Raw genomic sequence first — 19,541 nt, 5'->3', positions numbered from 1 at the left:
TGGGTTCCGTGAACCCGGTCCCAATCGGCAGCGCGAACCTGAAAGTTCAGGACAAAGCTCGGGTTCCCGGGGTCTCGGATGACCGCACGTGCCATCATGGCATTCGTCTTGCAATTCCTCTTGTTCCTTTAGGGTTACGCTGCAGCTTGCCGGTAATAGGTGTCTCTGGTGAGGATCGCCCAGATGATCCTGGCCGCCTTATTGGCCATTGCAATGGTTGCGAGACGCATTGGTTTGCGTTCGAGCAATTGCATGATCCAGGGATGCACACGTTCCGGATATCCGCGGGCGCGTTGAACCTGTGATGTCATGCCGATCACCAGCAACCTGCGTATATAGCGATCTCCTTTCTTGCTGATCCGGCCCAAGCGTTCTTTGCCACCACTCGACCTGTTCAACGGCGTGAGCCCGAGCCAGGCGGCAAACTCGCGTCCGTTCTTGAACTGCTTACCGTCGCCGATGGTGGCAACAATGGCCGAGGCGGTGATGGGGCCGACTCCAGGAACTGTCCTGATGCGCTTTGCACGATCATCGATCCGGGAATGATACTCGATCAGCTTGTCGTAAAAGGTCACCCGGTCATCGAGAGCAACAACCTGGTCGCAAAGCGTCTTGAGCATGCTCTTCGCCACATCCGGTATGTCGGGGCAATCGTCAATCTGGAAAGCTTTGACGAAGCGCATCGCCGCCACCGGCCCATTCCCGATCACATGGCCGAATTCCCGAAGGAGACCGCGGATCACGTTCAGCATCTGGGTTTTCTGGCGGACGATGAGCTGGCGCACCCGATGCATCGTAAGCAGGGCTTGCTGTTCCTTCGACTTAACGGCAACAAACCGCATCGTCGGCCGCGTGACCGCCTCGCAAATCGCCTCCGCATCGACAGCATCCGTCTTTCCGCGTTTCACATATGGCTTGACATAGACCGCAGGCATCAGGCGCACATCGTGCCCGATAGCAATCAGTTCACGCGCCCAATGATGCGCTGATCCACATGCTTCAATACCGATCAAACAACTTGGCAGCGCTTCGAAGAACTTGAGTAATTGTCTGCGCCGGATCGAACGATTGAAGACAACAGTGCCGTCGGACGCAATGCCGTGAACCTGAAAAACGTCCTTGCCGAGATCCAATCCTACTGTCGTGACTTCCATGGTGGGGCTCCTTTCCTGTCAGAAGATGACTTCCGCAGTTTGCCGCAATGCGCGGCGGTTGGGAGCAGACGCCATCCACCCCATCCGCTCTTTACCAGTTCAAACCCGGTGCGGCGAACGGCCTTCGCGTCGGAGACCGGCCATTGATGACCGGCGCGGCGAATGAGGAGGATGAGCCCTTTGCCGCCGTCTTTGCCCGCCCCGGAAGCTGCAGACGCATTTTACCGCTCACAGGCCTATGCGGACACTCAAGGTACATGACACTAAAGGTTGCACCACGGGCAGCGGACTCTCAGCATGGGCTGACCGAAGAATTGCAGGCTAAGTTCGAATGAAGTCGTCGATACTTGCTATCATTCTGTCAAAATCCGGCTCTGTCGCAAAGAGCAGGTGATTGGGGCTGTTCAGTTGCACAAAGGATGCCCCTGGGAGGCATTGTTGCAGAACTTGACCAATGAGGATTCACCTTGAGAATCCGGTGGGTTAAGAGGCTCGCATGAGCAAGCCCGGACCCGCCCGCTACCGCACGACGAACTGGAAGTCCTACAACAACGCGCTGAAGCAGCGCGGCTCGCTGCTGATCTGGCTGGGCAAGGACATGGTGTGGCTGGCACCCAGGGCCGGTCGCAACGGTCGCCCTGCTGTTTTCTCGGATGCGGCGATCCAGTTTTGTTTGATGGTGAAAGTGCTGTTCGGCCTGCCGTTGAGGCAAACGACCGGGATGGTGGGCAGCATCCTGACGATGGCCGGGCTGGACTGGCCGGTGCGCGACTTTTCCACCCTGAGCCGCCGCCAGAAATCCATCACCGTCCAGATATCGGGCCGTCGCGCGGCAGGCCCGCTGAACCTGTTGGTAGACAGTACCGGGATCAAGTTCCTCGGCGATGGCGAGTGGCTGGCCCGCAAGCATGGAACCCATCGCAGGCGCCAATACCGAAAAGTTCATCTGGCGATGGACACCGGCACCGGCGATATTCGGGCGGTGGAGTTCACCTCCAGCGACAAAGGCGACAGTCCGGTCCTGCCCGAACTGCTGAGCCAGGCACCGCCAGGGGAACAGATCTGCACCGTGACCGGTGATGGCGCCTACGACACGCGCCGCTGCCATACGGCCATCCTGGATCGAGGCGCCGCCGCCGTCATCCCCATTCGCAAGAACGGGCGCCTTTGGAAAGAAGACTGTCCGGCCGCGACGGCTCGCAACGAGATCCTGCGCGCCACCCGGCACCTCGGGCGAGCCATCTGGAAGCGATGGACCGGCTATCATGCCCGAAGTCGGATCGAGGCAAAGATGCGATGCCTGAAATCCTTCGGCGAACGCATCGCCTCACGAGACCGCGACCGCCAGACCGCCGAAATCCACATCCGTATCGCTCTCATGAACCGCTTCAACGAACTCGGCATGGCCGAGATCGAACGCGTGGCCTGAACTCAATGGGAAAGGGAAAACTCGCTCAGTTGCTGGGTTCTGCAACAATGCTTGCAAAACCGACCAGAGCTTTGCCGCCTTCATCCCGCTCGCAGCAACCCTCATTCAATTGAGATGAACGTCAACAAGCCCTAGTTCAGCGGGGCTTGGGACTGCTTTCCTGCGCCCCTTCGGAGACCATGGATTTCAAGTCGGTTTCAATAGAGGATGCCGGATCCGGCGCGTGCAGGAACAGCACCCGGGCGCCACTGGCATCGGTGGAGGAATAGATATGGCCGCGGTTGCTGTCGAAATACACGCATTCGCCGGCAGTCAGCAGCACCGGCGGCTTGCCTTCCAGATGCATCGTGACCTTGCCGGAAATCACATACATGAACTCCTGCCCGCCGTGGCGGACATGGTCGTCAAAAGTCATTTCCTCCAATGGCTTCAGATCGCAGAAGGCCGGCAGCATGGTCTTGCCCAGAACCTGCGTGAACAGATGCTCATAGGTATAGGTTTCGTTTGTCTGGGCCACGCTGTCGCCGGCCCGGGCCACCAGGAAAGCCCCTTCTTCGAAACTGGTGCCGGCATCTGTGTGCAGGGCTGACAGCTCTACGCCCAGTGCTTCCGCGATCTTGGAAAACTTGTCGTAAGAGGGTGCCAGCATGCCCCGTTCGATCTTGGAAATCGTCGACACGGCGATGCCGGCCCTGTCCGAAACATCCTTCAGGGTCATCGCCTTCTGTTTTCGCAGTTTCCGGACCCGCTGGCCCATATCCGAATGGCTCTGCGCAGAATCTTTCATGCTTTCTACTCCAACACTTTCAGTAGCTTATAGTGAATATTTTGCGCTGTCTATTTTCGTATAGGAAAATTTGTTTGACAAAAATTTCCCATCTTGCATCGTAAAGGAAAAGATGGGTGCGAGAATCATGATCAGGAATGTGCTGGTTGCCTACAATGGCGGGAGAGCTTCGGAAGCCGCCGCACGGGCCGGGGCCAACATGGCCAGGAAATACGATGCCCACCTGACCGGCCTGCTTGCCTATTCGCGGTCATCCATAGCCAAAGGCCTGCCCGGCTGGCTGTCCGATGCGATGACGCAATCAATTCTGGAGCTGACCGACGGCCGGGCCGACGCCGTGAAGCAAGGGTTTCTGGAGGCCGTGGGGTCTTCGGTCGAGGCCTCCCGGCTTCATTGGATCGGCACCCAAGGCGACCCTGACCAGCTGGTCATCCACTATTCCCGGCTGTTTGATGTTCTGGTTCTCGGCCAGTACGAAACCCTGCCGGAAGTCAATGAATTCCGGCTGCATCCGGACAAGATCGCAGAGCTGAGCGGCCGCCCGCTGCTGCTAACTCCGAACGGATACAGCAAGGACACGATTAACGGCTGTGCGGTAGCCGCCTGGGACGGCGGGCAGGCAGCGTCCAAGGCCATCATGAGCGCGCTGGAGATCCTGCGGACCAAGACGGAGGTGTATGTCGTCAATGTCCGGGACGGCCGCCCGGTCCGGGACGCCGACAATGCCGCGCTTCACAACCAGTTGCAGCGGCACGGCATCAGGTTCCGGTTTGTTGAGACCGGCATGGCAGAGCGGTCTGTTTCCCGGACGATCCTGAACTTTTGCCAAACCGTGGACGCCGGGTTGCTGGTCAGCGGCGCCTACGGCCACTGGCGTGTCACCGAAAACTTCGTCGGAGGGGTCACCCGCGACCTCATCAGCCATGCGGACGTCCCGGTTCTGATGGCGCACTGAAGCCGCAAGAAAAACAAATCACCAAAGAGTCAGGAGGAACTCGAATGTTTAAATCACTGATAGCCGCCGCAGGTATTGCCGCCGCATCCGTCTGTGCGGCGCCGGCATCCGCCGGCGAATGGGCACCGGAGGAACCCATCAACCTGCAGATCGGGTTCGGCGCCGGCGGCGGCACCGATACCCTGGGCCGGGCCATTGCCGCGGCGATGGAGGAGCAGACCGGATGGGACATCGTGGTCGAGAACAAGCCCGGCGGCGGCGGGGTTGCCATGTTCTCCGGCGTGGCAACGGCCAGCCCGGACGGGCTGACACTGGGCATGGGGGTGACGACGCCAACCCTGATGGGGATCACGGAGCGCGGAGACTCCCTGCCGTTCAATATCGAAAGCTTTGATTATCTGGCAACAGTGGTACTTGGCCCTCTGGCTGTCGTAGCGCCGGCAGACGCCCCCTACAACACTTTCGACGAACTGGTTACCTACGCAGCCGGCAACGATGGAGCCCTGCTTGGCCATGACACGACACCCCAGTCGCTGATCATCCGGGCGATTGAAGGCGATAAGGGCGCAGGCCTGGTGCCGGTGCCGCACAACAGCGGTGCCGAAATGATCCAGGGGCTGCTGGGCGGCAACCTGCAGGCGGCCTTCCTAGGCGGCGCCCACATCCAATATGTCAATTCCGGTGACCTGAAGATGCTGGCGGTTGGGACCTCAGGGCGCCACGGCTATTCCCCGGATACAACCAGCCTGTCCGAGCAAGGCTACCCTTTCGCGGTGGAGCCGTATTTCTACATCGCCGCCCCGGCCGGCCTGCCGGAGGACACCCGCGCGTCACTGGCAAAGGCAATTGATGCCGCCATCAACTCCGAAGCTGTGACCGAGCTGGTGACCAACATGATGCAGGTGCCGCCCAGCAACATCGGCCCGGATGGAACCGCGCAGATGATGACCGATGGCCTGGCCTCCATGCAGAAGCTCTTTGAGCTGACCCGCTAAGCCCTCCCCCTTGTCCCGTCCGCCCCGGCGGGCGGGGCAGAATCCCGATAAGGATGCGAGCTGTGAGCCTTTCCAGAGCCTCTGCAATTGCCATCGCGCTGATCTGCGGCATGACCCTGGCCTTTGTCCTGCCAAACCAGGTGGAGCCCTACAATTACGGGCTGATCAAGCCTGTCAGCCTGCCGTTTGCGGCCCTGGCCGTCATGACAGTTTCCGCCCTGGCCGCAGCCTTTGAGAGCGGCAGCGGTCTGCGGGCCGATGCCGAGTTCCTGGTCAAGACCGGTCTTACAATTGTTTTGTCCGTCCTGGCCCTGATCGGTCTGAAACACGTTGGCTTTGAATATACGATGCCGGTCTTTGCGCTGCTGATCATGCTGCTGACGGGCGAACGGCAATGGGGCTGGCTGATAGCCGGGACGGCGATCCCGCTGGCGCTCTGGTTTCTGTCCGAAACCGTTCTTGGCCGTCCTCTGCCCTAACCCGATGAAGGAATTTCAGCGATGGACTTAGCCACTGCTCTGGCCGGTTTTCAGGATGCCTTGACGTTCTACAACCTGCTGTTCGTGCTTGCCGGCGTTGTGCTGGGACAGGTTGTCGGTGCCATGCCGGGCATCGGTCCGATCATGACCATGGCCATTGCCATCCCCTTCACCTTCGTGCTGGATCCGCTCCCGGCGATCGGCTTTCTTGTCGGCGTCAACAAGGGCGGGCTGGTCGGCGGGGCCATCCCGGCCATCCTGATCAACACGCCCGGAACCCCCGATGCCGCGGCGACGGCGCTGGACGGGCATCCGATGGCGCAAAAGGGCAAGCCGCTCAAGGCGCTCAAGATGGCGCTGTTTTCGTCGGTCTCCGGCGACACGTTCAGCGACCTGGTCCTGATCACAATCTCTGCCCCGCTGGCTGTTATCGCCTTGCAGATGGGGCCGGTTGAGATCTTTTCGGTAATGGTTTTCGCCTTTGCCGTGATCTCCGGCATGATCGGCAGATCTGTGGCAAAGGGCATCTTTGCCACCGCATTGGGTCTGTTCTGCGCCACCGTCGGACTGGATCCGCAGTTTTCAACCCCGCGCCTGATCTTTGGCCATATCGACCTCTATAACGGTTTCCCGATTGCAGCTGTCGCCATCGGATCGCTCGCGGTTTCAGAAATTTTCACCCGGACCGGCACTCCGGGAATTGCGGGACGGCCTGCAGTGTTCATTCCCAAGAACCAGCCCGCCAGCGACCGGGGTGTCTCATTGAAAGAGTTCCTGTCGTGCAAGATGATCCTGCTGCGCGGCGCCCTGATCGGCACTACCATCGGCGCCATCCCCGGCATGGGCTCTACCGCGGCGGCCTTCATGAGCTATGCGTCGGCCAAACAATCCTCTGACCAGCCGGAGACCTTCGGTAAGGGCAATATCAAGGGCATCGCCGCCACGGAGTCTGCCAACAGCTCTGTTGCAGGGGCGGATTTCATTCCGCTGCTGACCCTTGGCCTGCCAGGCAGCGCCTCCGCCGCATTGCTGATCAGCGCCTTCCTGATCCAGGGCATCCAGCCCGGCCCACTGCTGTTTGAAGAGCAAGGGCAGCTGATCTACGGGCTGTTCGGCGCCATGGTGATGGCCAATGCCATGAACCTGTTTGCCGGCCTGTTCGGGCTGCGCATGTGGGCTAGGATCGCCGCCGCGCCCAGTTCCATCGTCTTCGCCACCGCGCTGGTCCTATGCTTCACCGGTGTCTACCTTTCCTCCGGCGGCTATTTCGCGGTGGTGGTGATGCTGATGTTTGCCGTGCTGGGGCTGGTCATGACCGCCCTGGGCTATCCGGTGGTTGTGTTCATCATCGCCTTCTTCCTGGGCCCCCGCTTTGAACTGTCGCTGGGCCAGACCGCCACCATTTTGCGCGGCGATGTGACCCGCCTGACCAATCACCCCGTCGCACTGGCGTTTCTGGCTCTGTCCCTGTTCGTCGTCTACTGGCTGGGCGTCCGGGGCCGGAAACAAACGAACCCATCCGTCGTCAAATCCCTGAAAGAGGCTTCGAAATGAGCAATTCCGGCAACCGGATCGTTTACCTGAACGGTGACTACCTTCCTGAAACCGAAGCGAAAGTTTCAATTTTTGACCGCGGCTATCTGCTGGCCGATGCGGTTTATGAATACACCGCCACCATAGGCGGCGCGCTGATCGAGTTCGACGCCCACATGGCCCGCTTGCAGCGGTCTGTGGATGAACTGGGCATGGACTATTCCCTGGACCGCGAAGCGATGCTGGCGATGCACCGGGAGCTGGTGCAGCGCAATGCGCTGGATACCGGCGGGGTCTACCTGCAGATCTCGCGCGGGGTTGCAGACCGTGACTTTGCCTTCCCCAAGGGGCTCAAACCCACGATCATGGCGTTTACCCAGGAGATGAACTTTCTTGACAATCCGATTAATGACACGGGCCTCAAGGTTGTTTCAGTGGAGGACGGCCGGTGGATGCGCCGGGACATCAAGTCGGTCCAGCTGCTGTATACCGCGATGGCCAAAACACAGGCAAACGAGGCCGGGGCGCATGACGCCTTCTTCGTCAAAGACGGTTTCGTGACCGAGGCCACATCCGCCAATGCCTTCATTATCCGGAACGGCTGCATTGTCACCCGAGCGCTTTCGCAGGACATTCTCCACGGAGTGACACGCAAGGCCGTTCTGGAACTGGCAAGGCGCCGGAACCTTGCCATTGAGGAGCGTGCCTTCACGATCGCCGAAGCGCAGGAAGCGGATGAGGTTTTCATCACCGCCTCCCCGGTCTATGCCCTGCCGGTTGTCGAGGTCGACGGGAAGCAGGTCGCGAGCGGCAAGCCGGGCAGGCTTACCCAGGAACTGCGGCAGCTCTTCATAGACGAGGCTGTTGCACGGGCGGTCCCAGGCTATCCCGCCTCAGCAGAGGCTGGCTGAAGAATTACCTCGCGGAAATAAATTTGCGCTGAATCTCCAGACCAAGCCTTTAGTGAGCAATCAAATTGACGCCAAATTGTAGGCACACATGCTCATTGAGCCGCTAGTAGCGGATATGGCGTTCGCTGCCAGCCAAAGCTTGGTGGAGATATACCTGAAGATATGCTTGCTCAAGAGCTGACGACCGGCTCGGGCTGGAGTGCGCTATTACAAGCAATCGCACGAATACACGCTTTATCAGCCTCTTTGATGATCGATCCTGGTTGCACGAAAAAAACGGTTCGAGATTTGAGCATCGCTGTGGCTTTGAATGACCGGCCTGGCGACGTCCGCTGCAAGGCAGCGATGAGCGTGCCGCACCTGCAAGCGGATGCTGCGTCAGCAAACACCCGGAAGGGCAACGGCGGCTCTGTCCGCACAGCGGTCCTTTGCATCGACAGCAGCGAACGACCGGTGATTGAGTAACTCCGAGCATTTAGGTCGACACGGATGAATGCCAACGCTGTCTTTGTCGGCACTAGTAGTTCACCTGCTCAAAGCCGTAGTTCCCCTCATAGTCACTCCAGTCGACGAAGACGGAACGGTGATAGATGCTGGGGCAATTTTGGCCCCAGCGTTCGAGGCCGATATGGGCGGAAGGTAGGGCGGTGATGGAAGACCTCTGCCAGGCGAAGTCGCCTTGGGTTCCGTATGTGCCGATTACCACGGTAGCACTCCTGTTGCAGTCGCCGTCACGTCCGGATTCGTGCTGTCGCGCATACCGGACATCAAAGACGCGGATGGACCGCACGAAATTGAACTCAGGTCCGCTGATATCGATGTCCGCGCGATCTTGAATGAGCCGGAGGACCCGGTCGGCGGGAACAAGGTCATCAGGGGCTTCTGGGGTGTGCCAAGCGGGCGTAATTGGTCCAGCGGTATCGCGCGCTGGAAAGGATTGACGCGGTCCAGTGCTGTTGTTCTGGAAGAACGCTTCAAAGATGCGGTCTGCACTATTTGGTGCCGGAGCGGTTTCAAAGGACGCGCCCATGGGACAGCGCCAGATTTGGAGCGGCGGTTCGACCGGCCAAGGCGTAATACGTCGGATGAATTCGGCACGGGCTCGAGCGCAAGGGACTGAAGCAGGCCAACCGCCCGAAAGACACAAGAGGATCGCGCAATCGATCGGGTAAGTCTGAGCTCGGGCGGACATCGGCAACGAAAGACCTGTCACAGTTAAAGCGACTGCGACCGAGGGGAGGAACTTTTTGAAAGGATGACGCATGCTGAGGACCCTCTGTGACAAGGCTCAGCATACATACGATAATATACTATTGCAACACTAAGTATAATGACGCATAATGAAGTTTATGTAAAATAAACATCCTCTACCTCAAATTTACACCACATGGTAGGTGCAACTTTAGGCTAACGTGGTTGACCTGCCCCCCGCTGGTCCCTCGCTCATTACGAGAGTCTGCGGGTTTGATTTTGGTAGTCGTCGGTTTCGGGCTTGGCAAGCGCGGCGGGCGCGGAGCCCTCAAATAGCTCAAGCGCCTGCCGCGCTTGCTTTGGCGTTCTGTTCCCCAGCGAAGAGTGCGGCCTGACGTTGTTATTATCGTAACGCCACAGCGCCAGTTTGCGGCGGGCATCGTCCAGGGTATCGAACAGCTCTTCATTGAGGAGTTCGTCCCGCAGACTGCCGTTGAATGACTCGATGAAGGCATTCTGCTGCGGTTTTCCTGGGTCGATGTAATGCCAATCCACGCCGTTCCTGTCGGCCCACTTCAGGATTGCCTGGCTGGTGAATTCCGTGCCGTAGCACGTCGGGAAGAAGCGCCGCAGAGAGGTTATGGCCACGCGCGCAGCCCCCAAATAGCGTAGCGGGTGGCCATAACCGGGTCTCAGGTCTCAACAGTGGTTTTGCGTAAACCACACCGCTGAGGAGACCGGCTATGACCGCTACCCATTCTATTGCTTCGACCGTGCTGGTCGCCATCGACATTTCCAAGCACCGGCACGAGGTGCTGATTAGCATTCCCGGCAAGAAGCGCCGTCGCCGATTGACGATCACAAACACGCTGGAGGACTTTCAGCGCCTGGCCACTTCTCTTGCCAGCTACGAACTGCCGGTACGGATCGGGTTCGAGGCGACCGGTAATTATCACCGCCCTCTGGCACACCATCTTGGCCAAGCCGGGTTCGACCTGAAGCTCATCTCTTCTGTCGGATTGGCTCGGACGCGCGAGGCCTTACATAACAGCTGGGACAAGAACGATCCAAAGGACGCCCAGGTCATCCTGCACATGCTGGAGATCGGAGCGGTGCAATTCTTCCACGACCCACTGGTCACCGGCACCGCCGACATTCAGGAGCTCTCCAAGACCCACGAGATCGTCTCGCGTTCGAAGACCGAGCTGTGGCACCGGATCCTGACACATTACCTACCGCTATACTTTCCCGAGGCGGAGCGTTTCCATCGCAGTTCGCGGACCGATTGGTTCCTGGCGTTTCTGGAGAAGTACCCGACGCCGCACATGATCTCGACCATGAGCAGGGATGCTTTCATCGCCGATGCGTGGCAGGTAGTCGGTCGGAAGGTCTCCAAAGAACGCCTGCTTTCAGATATTTACGCCACGGCCGTTAGCTCGGTCGGCCTGCCGGTTCATCCAGATTCCGATGCCGTTCGTATGTTTCGTCTTGTACTGGCCGAAGGGCGCAGCCTCGTCCGCCAACGCAATGAGATCGAGGCTCGGGCTGTCGAATTGTTATCTGATCACCCCGACTACCAGCTTCTGACGACCATCCCAGGCATCGGTCCGATCAACGCGATGACGATCCTGGCCGAGGCAGGCGACTTGCGTCGGTTCCGGCACCACCGCCAGTTTCTGAAGTTCTGCGGGATGGACCTCGCCACCGTGCAGTCCGGCATGTTCCGCGGTCAGAGTAAAATCTCGAAGTACGGTAATGCCCGGCTGCGACGCACGCTCTGGATGGCAGGACAGACGGCCGTGCTGAAGCGGACCAACAGTTTCCGCGACAAGTTCGAGCGATACATCTCGAAGGATCGACACAATGCCCATCTGCGTCGCAAGGCCTACACCGCGATCGCGGCCAAGATGGCGCGCACCGTACACGCCGTAGTCAAACATGGCGAACCCTATCGCCCCTTCTTTGAGGGGGTGAGCCCAGGCGGAAGGACCTCTCTCTGACAAGAGCCGTGGAGGCAGTTCGCTGACCTCGTAGATAATGTTCGGGCTTTCTGCTTGGGATTTCGGATCTCGTCTTAAGGACGGTGAAGGCCGCCAGCGCGCGTACGTTGTGTTTGCTATGGGAGAGACCACTTCTTGACGGCAGAGCCCGTCTGGGCAAATCTAACAGGGTATCCGGTTCGCCGGATGCCCCATGACCTGCTGACCTAAGCAGCCAGAATTTCCCGACATAGGACGTTATCGCTGACAATGCAAGCGGGTTTTCCGTAGATCCGGACCAGCGCGTCCAGCTCCCGGGCAACGCGCTCACCTGAAATGCTGGTGTCCGCGGCCAGGCACAGGTTTTCCCGGCAGCAGTCATCGTTCACGGCCAGGATACGGAACTTCCGCGAGGCGCCGAAGCTGTCCGCCAGGAAGTCCAGGGACCAGCGCTGGTTCGGCCGTGTGGCTTCGGGCGTCGGCGTGCGTGAGCCCCGGGCGCGTTTGCGGCCCCGCCGCCGCTTCACCGCAAGGCCTTCTTCCCGGTAGAGACGGTAGAGTTTCTTGTGGTTCATGATCATGCCTTTGCGCTCGAGCAGCACGCCGATCCTCCGGTAGCCGAACCGGCGGCGTTTGCCAGCAATCTCCTTCATTTCCTGGCGGATCTCGGGATGGTCAGGCGGGCGTTCGCGCCGGACCGTCTTGGGGTCGACACCGACAAGCCGACAGGCCCTGCGCTGCGAGATATCATGATCCCGCATTGCATTGAGCGCTGCCTCTCGCCGCTCTTTCGGTGTCGTTAGCTTTTTCCCAGCAGGTCTTTCAGAACCACATTGTCGAGCATCGTATCTGCCAGCAGCCGCCTCAGCTTGGCGTTCTCATCCTCCAGCGCCTTCAGCCGTGCGGCCTCCGACACCTCCATGCCGCCAAACTTGGACTTCAGCTTGTAAAAGGTCGCCGGGCTCAGGCCGTGCCGACGGCACACCTCCGCCGACGGCATCCCGGCATCCTGCTCTTTGATCATCCCGATGATTTGCGCCTCGGTGAAACGGCTCTTACGCATTCGTCTGCTCCTACATAGGTTGGGCAGACTCTACTTCATGGTGAGGGATTTTGCGGGGGGCAGGTCACTTCCTAACCGGGATCGCCGCGATTGCAGCGTCACCACTCTCAAGTTCGCATCAGCCCATGTGCCACGTATTTTAACGGGGTCTGACCCTCCAAAAAGCCATCGGCAACTGCCCTTCGGGCGCAACATAGCACAGGCTGTTACTACCGCGCACAGGCGGCCTGCGGCCCGGAACGGTTTTTTAGGATGTCGCGCTCCTGTTTCAGCACTGCGTTCTCGCGTCGCAACCGCTTCAACTCAGCATGCACGTCGACCGAAGCCTCGACCGGATCACTGGCATCCCGCTCGCGACTGAGCCATCGCGTCAATGTCGAAAGTCCAATCCCCAGATCTTCCGCGATCTCCCGCCGCGTCCGACCGCTGGTCAGTGCCAGTCTGACTGCTTCCCGCCGAAACTCCGGCGTCGGTCTGTTGCCATTTCCCATAGAACACCTCCTGGTTCCTCAGTTGGTGCTCTCCACTTTTTCAGGGCAAGTCCAGTCTTCCCCATCAACGGCCGCCTGCGAGATGAGTGCCTCAACGAGCACCTGTTCGCAAACCTGCGCCACGCCCGGGAGCTGATCGCGTCTTGGCGTGACGATTACAATCACCATCGCCCCCAAACGAGCCTCGACGGGCTCACTCCGTGGGAGTATCGCCAACGGTCAACAGAGGACCAAACACTGAACAGAGCGAACTAACAACCGGGGACTCAAAGGGGAGCAGGTCATCCGGTTTGCGCCATTTGGAAGTTTGTATGCCCCAGCGATGGTCAGCATTGACCTCTCGGCAATACATGTGCCGAGATCTCCAGCGTTCCGTGCCTGAAGTTCAAGAATACAGTTGGATGGTCGCCTGCGTCGAGGTCTTGTTTGAGATCAGTCAACCGCGCGCCGATGTGGGAACTTGAGAGGTCAAGTACTTCCCCTTCATCCACGCCAAATCCATTCTGCGTGATCGTCGAACCCTCGAGATCTTTGAAGTATAACTCACCACCCGAAGACACATCGGATGCGACCCCATCTAGGAACACCATCTCGGCCGAATTGTTCTCGAACACCATCTCAATATCAGCATCGCTACCTTGAGGACCGCTGGTAACGCACAGTTTGCTTACGTAGACGCCGTGAAGACCTTCCAAGGACTGCTCGACGCCATCCGCGTGTGCAGGCAGAACAGTTACTGTCGACCAAATTAGTCCCATCACCAAAGCTTGCCGGGCAAAGCGCATCATGAAGTTCCTTCGATTTCAGAGAATTGTGGGCGACTACTCCACTGCTTCACGCTCAAGCCATGGATTGCTCTTCCACATTTCATCAAGAAATTTTCGTACTCTCTTGATCGCAGTCTGACATCGGAAGAATTTTGGTAATAGAGAATGAGTTCTCGGAAAGGACTGGAAAAATCTTTGAAGGCCGCAATGACTGCCACCAAGGCGCCAAGTGACAATCGGCCTTCAATAACAAGCCAGCCGCCAATCGAGTAAAGCAGAAAAGGCGTCAATGACATCAGAAAATTACTGATTGCCTTTTGCAAATACTTCGCGCGCTGCAATTCAAGTCTCGTGTTTCTAAGCTTATGGGCCGCTGAGAGTGTTTTGCGAGTGATGTATCGGCCAGATACATCACCGGTTTGCTCCCCGAGAACGTCTCCGAATGCGCGAACAGCACGAATGCGGGCTCTCATCCGTTTGTTTACCCATCTTTGCAAAATGGGTATGATAAACAGTTGAACAGGTACTAATGTCATCGCTGCGGCTCCCAATATCGGGTCTTGGATGAACATGAACAGCAGGACAGTGACTAAGGTGCCGCCTTGAAATACAGGCGTCGCCAGAACATCTCCTGCAAACCCGCCGATAGGTTCAATTTCACTTGTCGATAGTGGGATGACTTCGGTTCTACGCTGGCCTTCCGGTGCGCGGCGCCATGCCCGGTAAAGCACCAGGCGCAGCCTCAAAAGCGTTCGTTCTCCGATCTCCCCCTTCTTGATGTTAATACAATACTTGATCGCGCCGCTCACGATCAGGGCAATAAGATACAAGATAGACAAGAGGCCAAGAAACTCTAGCTGTGTGTATTGAAAGTGAAAAACATCAACGGGGAAATGGTTTGATTCGATGGCTCCGTTGACAATACGTTTTGGTAGTTCAAGTGTCGCATACAGAACTGGTTGTGCTAACAAACCAAGGAAAATAACGGTAACCTGTTCATGCCAGCGCAGCCCTATCAAGCGGCGAACAAGAGCAAACTCCATACGATCTTCAACGGAAAACAGCCTGTTTTGAACTACACTTCTGGTAATCTGGACCAGGAATATTAGGAAACATAGTAGCGTAGCGAGAGGCGCAACCACCAAAACAAGTTGCAGCACCACATGCAGCCATTGGGGAGGGTTTTCAATGATGCGAAATCCTATCAAGTCCGCAATATGATGTGTCCAGCCCAAAAGACCGGAAATTGTAAACGCGTCGATTTCCAGAGCCGTACTCATTGGGTGTCCTTAAATCGGCCGGCAGAGGAGCGGCCCTGGAACCTAAACATCGCGTCTATTGCTTCATAAGCTCTGTTACGATGTATTTTCCGTTGATTTTCTCAACGACAAAATGAATTTGAGTACCTTTACGAAGACCTTTCATCATCGCAGGCTTTGCAACTGCATAACCCATTTCCATCGCTGGCATGTTGATGTTTTCGAGTGGGCCATGGTTGATTGTCACCACATTTGATTTGCGATCCAGATTCGTAACGGTGCCCATCGACATGTCGTGGTTACCGCCGGCCAATGACGCTGTTGCAGCAATTGCCAATGCGGCTGCGAGTGAGAGAATCTTCATGTTTTGTTTGCTCCTTTGTGAGGCAAAAAATCGGTTTCTAGAGTCGAGGCTTTCTTGATTTCAAAACAGGCAAGCTCTGAGTTTTGGCTGAAAATCACCGAAGAATTTCACTCTGACTACCGGGCTGAGCCCGACGGCTCTGTTTAAGTTGGCAGTGTGAACGGTCCTGGCATTTCTACCTTTAATACCCAGTGCCTTGCTTGGCTTTTAGCCGTGATCACCTAATGATAGTAGAGCTAATAATCCCAAACAAATCAATACTACTAGGTCAGTTAGAAATGTATCAATTTGTAAGGTTTACACGGACGAGTACCATCTATAACCGTAGCTTGAAGCCCCGCAGAAAGAGATCGATGCAGTCCGGAATGATAACCAAGATACTTGGCGTTTTGTCGCTCGCTCTTTTTGTACTGACCGGCTTTCCAACCGCGTCTGTTGCCGTTGAGGCCAAGCCTCTGACATACACCAAGGTTTGTGCAGAAGCGAGTTCAGCGCACACTTCGGTGGTCAATGATCCGAATGAGCACCACCACACCAGTTGCTTTGGATCGATGGCACATTGTTTGATTGCGGCCACAACGACATCGACGCTTTGTGCGCCAAGGCCGGAGCCAACCTCGGGGACCCCAAGGGTCGCGGAATTACAATTGAACGAGAGTCGTGTTCTGGAGGTTAAATCCCCTCCTCCGCGTTTCTGAGTACCTTTACCTCTCTCAGATGTTGCCGCGCGTATAGGTATCAGCATTAGCGCTTTGACAGTGCATTTGCATAATTTGCTGCCGGTTACCGGTAGAAAATTTCAACATCTTGATGAATCAACTCGGCCATTCTGACGACCTTCAGTTTGGCAAACTCCAATAATTTGACCACTAAGGAGAAGAAAATGCGTCTCTTTAACGCCAGTTTTCTTGCACGCTCAGACACTGCGCTAAGTACATCGGAGCATTTGTCGGGTAGCCTTTCTCGGCGACAATTCGGTTTGGCTGCCGCGGCGGCTCTTGCAATGCCATCTGCTTTGCAGGCTCATCAAAACCCGACGATTACATCCAAAGGAACGTATGACATTACAGTCGATCGGGTGCGGATCGATACGGGCGACTTCCGTAAGACGGGTGTCGGTTACAACAATAGCCAGTTCCCAACCGTCCTCCGTTTTAAGGAGGGTGAAGAAGTCACGATCAACGTCAAAAACAATCTAAACGAAACCACCTCCATTCACTGGCATGGGTTGATCCTACCGTTTACTCAAGACGGCGTACCTGGGATTAGCTTCAACGGAATCCCCCCCGGGGAGACCTTCACCTATCGGTTTCCGATCACCCAGGCTGGCACCTATTGGTTCCACAGCCATTCCGGGTTCCAAGAACCCGACGGTGCTTACGGGGCCATTGTGATCGAGCCTCGCGGAGGTGAACGGGTGCGGGCAGATCGTGATTATGTCGTTCAGTTGGCAGACAATCACCCGCACTCCGGCAGGAAAATCATGCGCAACCTCAAGCGAATGCCTGACTACTACAATCGGTCGCAGCGCACGCTCCAAACACTCGTAAAAGACTCGCGCGCTGACAGTCTGCAAGCAGCCCTGCAGGAACGCGGGATGTGGGGCAGAATGCGCATGATGCCGACCGACATCGAGGACGTTCAGGGGTTCACGGCGTCAATCAACGGCTGGAGCACCTCGCAGAACTGGACCGGCTTGTTCCGTGCGGGTGAGAAAGTTCGACTGCGTTTCATCAACGCGTCCGCGATGACCTATTTCGATATGCGGATTCCGGGGCTCAAAATGACTGTGGTCCAAGCGGACGGGAATGATGTTAAGCCGGTCACGGTAGACGAACTCCGTATTGCTGTCGCCGAAACATACGATGTCATCGTTCAGCCGCGTGAGAACAAGGCTTACAGCATTATCGCGGAATCGGTGGGACGTACCGGTATGGTGCGGGGCACTCTTGCACCAAGGGAAGGTATGGCGGGCGCTGTGCCGGCGATGCGGTCGAAACCGCTTCTCACCATGGCCGACATGGGCGGTATGATGGGTGGTATGGATCACTCCAACATGGCTGGCATGGATCACTCCAACATGGCTGGCATGGACCACTCCAACATGGCTGGCATGGATCACTCCAACATGGCTGGCATGGACCACTCCAACATGGGCGGCAGGTCGGAACCCAGCAGTGTCGACCCCTCCTATGCCAATGGCAGTGGTTTGATACCGAGGGCCTACAATGGTGGGAAATTCCTGTCCTATGCCGATCTCACGGCTGCGCGGCCCAAATACAAGTACAGGAAGCCGTCGCGCACCATCGAATTGCGTCTTACGGGGAACATGGAGCGTTACATCTGGTCGATCAACGATGTTAAATTCAATGATGCGGAGCCGATCGTCCTGAAGTACGGAGAACGCGTGCGCATTCGCTTCATCAACGAAACGATGATGGCGCACCCGATGCACCTGCACGGTCTTTGGTCGCTCGTGGATATGGGCAAAGGGTCTCGCAACCCAATCAAACATACCGTCAATGTGAACCCCGCCATGACGGTGGACATAGATGTAGAGGTCGATGAGCCTGGTCAATGGGCGTTCCACTGTCACCTCTCATACCACGCTGATGCTGGCATGTTCCGCAAAGTCGTAGTGCGCGGCAGGCCGGCATAAGTGCCTCGAATACGAAGGGAAAGATCAATGCAAAACATAAAGATAGCTAGCGCTGCAGGCATGATACTTGCAGCCGCTTCGGCGGCTCAAGCCGAACCGCTCATCTACGGGTTTCAGGCAGAGCGGTTGGAATATCGAGACGGTGACAACGGCGAAAACGTCTTTGTATGGGATTTCGATTTCGTCGTTGGAACAGACGATTTGAAGCTCGTTTGGCGGAGCGAAGCCGAAATCGCGGAAGGATCTGGCGACTTCGAAGGCTTGGAAAACCAGTTGCGGCTGCAGTTCCCGATTTCGACCTTCTTTGACGGTGTTGTCGGTGTCCAGGCAAGTACACCCGATGGTTTACCGGATCGGTATAATGCGGTGTTAGGCTTTAAAGGTCTTGCTCCTGGTTTCCTAGAGATTGATGCTGACTTCTATTTATCCGATCACTCGTTCTTTCGCTTTGAAGGGGAGTATGAGGGTCTAATTACAAATCGGCTCATCTTGACGCCCAGCATCGAATTGACGGTCCCTCTTGAGGATGATCTTGCTTATGATCAAGCGTCAGGTGGTGCAACAATGGAAGCCGGGTTGAGGCTTAGTTATGATCTGGTTGATCGTTCTTTCTCACCTTACATAGGGATAAACTACGAAAAATCCTTTGGTGGGACGGCTGATCTTATTCGTGCAAGCGGAAAGGAAAACGGCGTTACCTCTATTGTTTTTGGGACGCGCCTGATGTTTTAACGCTAAACCGCCCCTTCTGAACTGAAGGGGCGGTTCAATCTGCCTGTATCAACAGTTGGTCGCAAGTTGATCTATGAAACAATCTGCATCTGTGCTGGAAACGGAAGACTAAGATTGTACGTGAATTGACTTTCTCTTATCAAACTCCTCGATTTCAGGTGAGCCTGCTCTCGAACTGAGGAAACTGAGCTACTCCCCGATCGTTGGACAGGATCTGGCGTAGTTTAAGCTACTCTCTGCCGCTGCTGACCAGGTTGGGTTTCGTCTTTTCTCAGCCAATAGACCATGGCAGGAGGCTTGCCGCCAAGGGCGGAATGTGGGCGTTTTCGATTATAGAACTCGATCCATCTGCCGACGCCTGCCTTCGCCTCTGATCCAGTCTCCCAAGCGTGCAGGTAGACGCACTCGTATTTCAGACTCCGCCAGAGCCGCTCGACGAAGATGTTATCGAGGAACCGGCCTTTGCCATCCATCGAGATGCGCACATCGGATCGCCGCAGCCTGTCCGTCCAGGCGAAAGACGTGAACTGGCTGCCCTGATCTGTATTCATGATCTCGGGCGGGCCGAACTTGTGGATGGCCTCGTTCAGCGCCTCGACACAGAAGTCCGCTTCCAGCGTGTTCGAGATGCGCCAGGCCAGCACCTTGCGGGTGTGCCAGTCAATGATCGCCACCAGATACAGGAACCCCTTGCGCATTGGCAGATAGGTGATGTCTGCCGCCCAGACCTGGTTCGGGCGCCCCACCCGCAGACCACGCAGCAGATAGGGGTAGGTCTTGTGTCCCTTCGCTG

Annotated in this window: 17 protein-coding genes and 4 pseudogenes; 11 read left to right on the top strand and 10 right to left on the bottom strand. The window is 57.0% G+C overall.

Features of this window, described 5'->3' with window-relative positions; translation table 11 throughout:
- Window positions 1–134 precede the first annotated feature (134 nt).
- Window positions 135–1,154 carry an IS110 family transposase gene (locus C6W91_RS15035; protein ID WP_370571001.1) on the bottom strand — a complete coding sequence of 340 codons (1,020 nt, stop codon included), beginning with the start codon at window positions 1,152–1,154 and terminating at the stop codon, window positions 135–137.
- Window positions 1,155–1,650: 496 nt separating this feature from the next.
- On the opposite strand from C6W91_RS15035, the gene C6W91_RS15030 reads away from it, so the two are divergent.
- Window positions 1,651–2,583: an IS5 family transposase gene (locus tag C6W91_RS15030; RefSeq protein WP_370571000.1), complete on the top strand. Its 933-nt coding sequence runs from the start codon at window positions 1,651–1,653 to the stop codon at window positions 2,581–2,583.
- A gap of 136 nt (window positions 2,584–2,719) precedes the next feature.
- Here C6W91_RS15030 and C6W91_RS15025 read toward each other — a convergent pair whose 3' ends face one another.
- Entirely contained in the window at window positions 2,720–3,370 is a 651-nt protein-coding gene (locus C6W91_RS15025) for a helix-turn-helix domain-containing protein (RefSeq protein WP_370570998.1), read from the bottom strand.
- A gap of 139 nt (window positions 3,371–3,509) precedes the next feature.
- On the opposite strand from C6W91_RS15025, the gene C6W91_RS15020 reads away from it, so the two are divergent.
- The 6 genes from C6W91_RS15020 to C6W91_RS14995 all read left to right on the top strand — a co-directional run bounded on the left by C6W91_RS15020 (window position 3,510) and on the right by C6W91_RS14995 (window position 8,708).
- Window positions 3,510–4,325 carry a universal stress protein gene (locus C6W91_RS15020; protein ID WP_370570997.1) on the top strand — a complete coding sequence of 272 codons (816 nt, stop codon included), beginning with the start codon at window positions 3,510–3,512 and terminating at the stop codon, window positions 4,323–4,325.
- Window positions 4,326–4,369: 44 nt separating this feature from the next.
- A complete protein-coding gene (locus C6W91_RS15015) occupies window positions 4,370–5,320 on the top strand; it encodes a tripartite tricarboxylate transporter substrate binding protein (protein WP_370570996.1) in 951 nt (316 codons plus the stop codon).
- A 62-nt stretch (window positions 5,321–5,382) separates the two neighbouring features.
- The gene (locus tag C6W91_RS15010; RefSeq protein ID WP_370570995.1) at window positions 5,383–5,799 is read left to right on the top strand and encodes a tripartite tricarboxylate transporter TctB family protein; all 417 of its coding nucleotides are present in this window, start codon (window positions 5,383–5,385) and stop codon (window positions 5,797–5,799) included.
- Between the two features lie 21 nt (window positions 5,800–5,820).
- On the top strand, window positions 5,821–7,353 hold the full coding sequence (locus C6W91_RS15005; protein ID WP_370570994.1) for a tripartite tricarboxylate transporter permease: 1,533 nt from the start codon (window positions 5,821–5,823) through the stop codon (window positions 7,351–7,353).
- Entirely contained in the window at window positions 7,350–8,243 is an 894-nt protein-coding gene (locus C6W91_RS15000) for a D-amino-acid transaminase (protein ID WP_370570993.1), read from the top strand. Before C6W91_RS15005 ends, C6W91_RS15000 begins: the two co-directional genes overlap by 4 nt.
- Window positions 8,244–8,405: 162 nt before the next feature.
- The gene (locus tag C6W91_RS14995; RefSeq protein ID WP_370570992.1) at window positions 8,406–8,708 is read left to right on the top strand and encodes a hypothetical protein; all 303 of its coding nucleotides are present in this window, start codon (window positions 8,406–8,408) and stop codon (window positions 8,706–8,708) included.
- A gap of 52 nt (window positions 8,709–8,760) precedes the next feature.
- On the opposite strand, the gene C6W91_RS14990 is transcribed toward C6W91_RS14995, so the two are convergent.
- A complete protein-coding gene (locus tag C6W91_RS14990) occupies window positions 8,761–9,507 on the bottom strand; it encodes a hypothetical protein (RefSeq protein ID WP_370570991.1) in 747 nt (248 codons plus the stop codon).
- Between the two features lie 182 nt (window positions 9,508–9,689).
- Window positions 9,690–10,097, bottom strand: a pseudogene (locus tag C6W91_RS14985) (integrase core domain-containing protein); the annotation flags it as partial.
- Window positions 10,098–10,177: 80 nt separating this feature from the next.
- Here C6W91_RS14985 and C6W91_RS14980 point away from each other — a divergent pair.
- On the top strand, window positions 10,178–11,434 hold the full coding sequence (locus tag C6W91_RS14980; RefSeq protein ID WP_368981699.1) for an IS110 family transposase: 1,257 nt from the start codon (window positions 10,178–10,180) through the stop codon (window positions 11,432–11,434).
- Between the two features lie 236 nt (window positions 11,435–11,670).
- Here the strand turns inward: C6W91_RS14980 and C6W91_RS14975 are convergent.
- A pseudogene (locus C6W91_RS14975) lies at window positions 11,671–12,476 on the bottom strand (IS3 family transposase); the annotation flags it as partial.
- Between the two features lie 245 nt (window positions 12,477–12,721).
- Window positions 12,722–12,967 (bottom strand): annotated as a pseudogene (locus C6W91_RS14970) (transposase); the annotation flags it as partial.
- A gap of 66 nt (window positions 12,968–13,033) precedes the next feature.
- Between C6W91_RS14970 and C6W91_RS14965 the strand changes: the two are divergent.
- Window positions 13,034–13,222 (top strand): annotated as a pseudogene (locus tag C6W91_RS14965) (transposase); the annotation flags it as partial.
- 71 nt (window positions 13,223–13,293) lie between these two features.
- Here C6W91_RS14965 and C6W91_RS14960 read toward each other — a convergent pair.
- From C6W91_RS14960 to C6W91_RS14950, 3 genes are read right to left on the bottom strand one after another with little or no spacing between them, the layout of a single operon-like run.
- Entirely contained in the window at window positions 13,294–13,752 is a 459-nt protein-coding gene (locus C6W91_RS14960) for a hypothetical protein (protein ID WP_370570989.1), read from the bottom strand.
- Window positions 13,752–15,014: an ABC transporter ATP-binding protein gene (locus C6W91_RS14955; RefSeq protein ID WP_274831105.1), complete on the bottom strand. Its 1,263-nt coding sequence runs from the start codon at window positions 15,012–15,014 to the stop codon at window positions 13,752–13,754. Before C6W91_RS14955 ends, C6W91_RS14960 begins: the two co-directional genes overlap by 1 nt.
- Window positions 15,015–15,069: 55 nt before the next feature.
- Window positions 15,070–15,357 carry a copper-binding protein gene (locus C6W91_RS14950; RefSeq protein WP_274831106.1) on the bottom strand — a complete coding sequence of 96 codons (288 nt, stop codon included), beginning with the start codon at window positions 15,355–15,357 and terminating at the stop codon, window positions 15,070–15,072.
- Window positions 15,358–16,240: 883 nt separating this feature from the next.
- Here C6W91_RS14950 and C6W91_RS14945 point away from each other — a divergent pair.
- Both C6W91_RS14945 and C6W91_RS14940 read left to right on the top strand, forming a co-directional pair.
- Window positions 16,241–18,016 (top strand): copper resistance system multicopper oxidase, encoded by a 1,776-nt coding sequence (locus tag C6W91_RS14945; RefSeq protein WP_274831107.1) that lies wholly within the window; start codon window positions 16,241–16,243, stop codon window positions 18,014–18,016.
- Window positions 18,017–18,043: 27 nt separating this feature from the next.
- On the top strand, window positions 18,044–18,748 hold the full coding sequence (locus C6W91_RS14940; protein ID WP_274834323.1) for a copper resistance protein B: 705 nt from the start codon (window positions 18,044–18,046) through the stop codon (window positions 18,746–18,748).
- A 224-nt stretch (window positions 18,749–18,972) separates the two neighbouring features.
- Here the strand turns inward: C6W91_RS14940 and C6W91_RS14935 are convergent.
- On the bottom strand, window positions 18,973–19,541 hold a 569-nt coding region (locus tag C6W91_RS14935), incomplete at its 5' end, for an IS3 family transposase (RefSeq protein WP_370570987.1).

It is taken from the genome of Phaeobacter sp. SYSU ZJ3003 (assembly GCF_041300735.1).
GTDB classification, from domain to species: Bacteria; Pseudomonadota; Alphaproteobacteria; order Rhodobacterales; family Rhodobacteraceae; genus Phycobacter; species Phycobacter gallaeciensis_A.
The sequence above is the reverse complement of the archived record's forward strand: the minus strand, read 5'-3'. Positions and strand labels throughout refer to the sequence as shown.

Bases quoted from the DNA above. Each gene is read 5' to 3' on its own strand.
- C6W91_RS14995 (WP_370570992.1), top strand. From the start codon at position 8,406: ATGCTTGCTCAAGAGCTGACGACCGGCTCGGGCTGGAGTGCGCTATTA.
- C6W91_RS14940 (WP_274834323.1), top strand. From the start codon at position 18,044: ATGCAAAACATAAAGATAGCTAGCGCTGCAGGCATGATACTTGCAGCC.
- C6W91_RS14945 (WP_274831107.1), top strand. From the start codon at position 16,241: ATGCGTCTCTTTAACGCCAGTTTTCTTGCACGCTCAGACACTGCGCTA.
- C6W91_RS15015 (WP_370570996.1), top strand. From the start codon at position 4,370: ATGTTTAAATCACTGATAGCCGCCGCAGGTATTGCCGCCGCATCCGTC.
- C6W91_RS15000 (WP_370570993.1), top strand. From the start codon at position 7,350: ATGAGCAATTCCGGCAACCGGATCGTTTACCTGAACGGTGACTACCTT.
- C6W91_RS14950 (WP_274831106.1), bottom strand. From the start codon at position 15,357: ATGAAGATTCTCTCACTCGCAGCCGCATTGGCAATTGCTGCAACAGCG.
- C6W91_RS15035 (WP_370571001.1), bottom strand. From the start codon at position 1,154: ATGGAAGTCACGACAGTAGGATTGGATCTCGGCAAGGACGTTTTTCAG.
- C6W91_RS14980 (WP_368981699.1), top strand. From the start codon at position 10,178: ATGACCGCTACCCATTCTATTGCTTCGACCGTGCTGGTCGCCATCGAC.
- C6W91_RS14955 (WP_274831105.1), bottom strand. From the start codon at position 15,014: ATGAGTACGGCTCTGGAAATCGACGCGTTTACAATTTCCGGTCTTTTG.
- C6W91_RS15005 (WP_370570994.1), top strand. From the start codon at position 5,821: ATGGACTTAGCCACTGCTCTGGCCGGTTTTCAGGATGCCTTGACGTTC.
- C6W91_RS14990 (WP_370570991.1), bottom strand. From the start codon at position 9,507: ATGCGTCATCCTTTCAAAAAGTTCCTCCCCTCGGTCGCAGTCGCTTTA.
- C6W91_RS15030 (WP_370571000.1), top strand. From the start codon at position 1,651: ATGAGCAAGCCCGGACCCGCCCGCTACCGCACGACGAACTGGAAGTCC.
- C6W91_RS15025 (WP_370570998.1), bottom strand. From the start codon at position 3,370: ATGAAAGATTCTGCGCAGAGCCATTCGGATATGGGCCAGCGGGTCCGG.
- C6W91_RS14960 (WP_370570989.1), bottom strand. From the start codon at position 13,752: ATGCGCTTTGCCCGGCAAGCTTTGGTGATGGGACTAATTTGGTCGACA.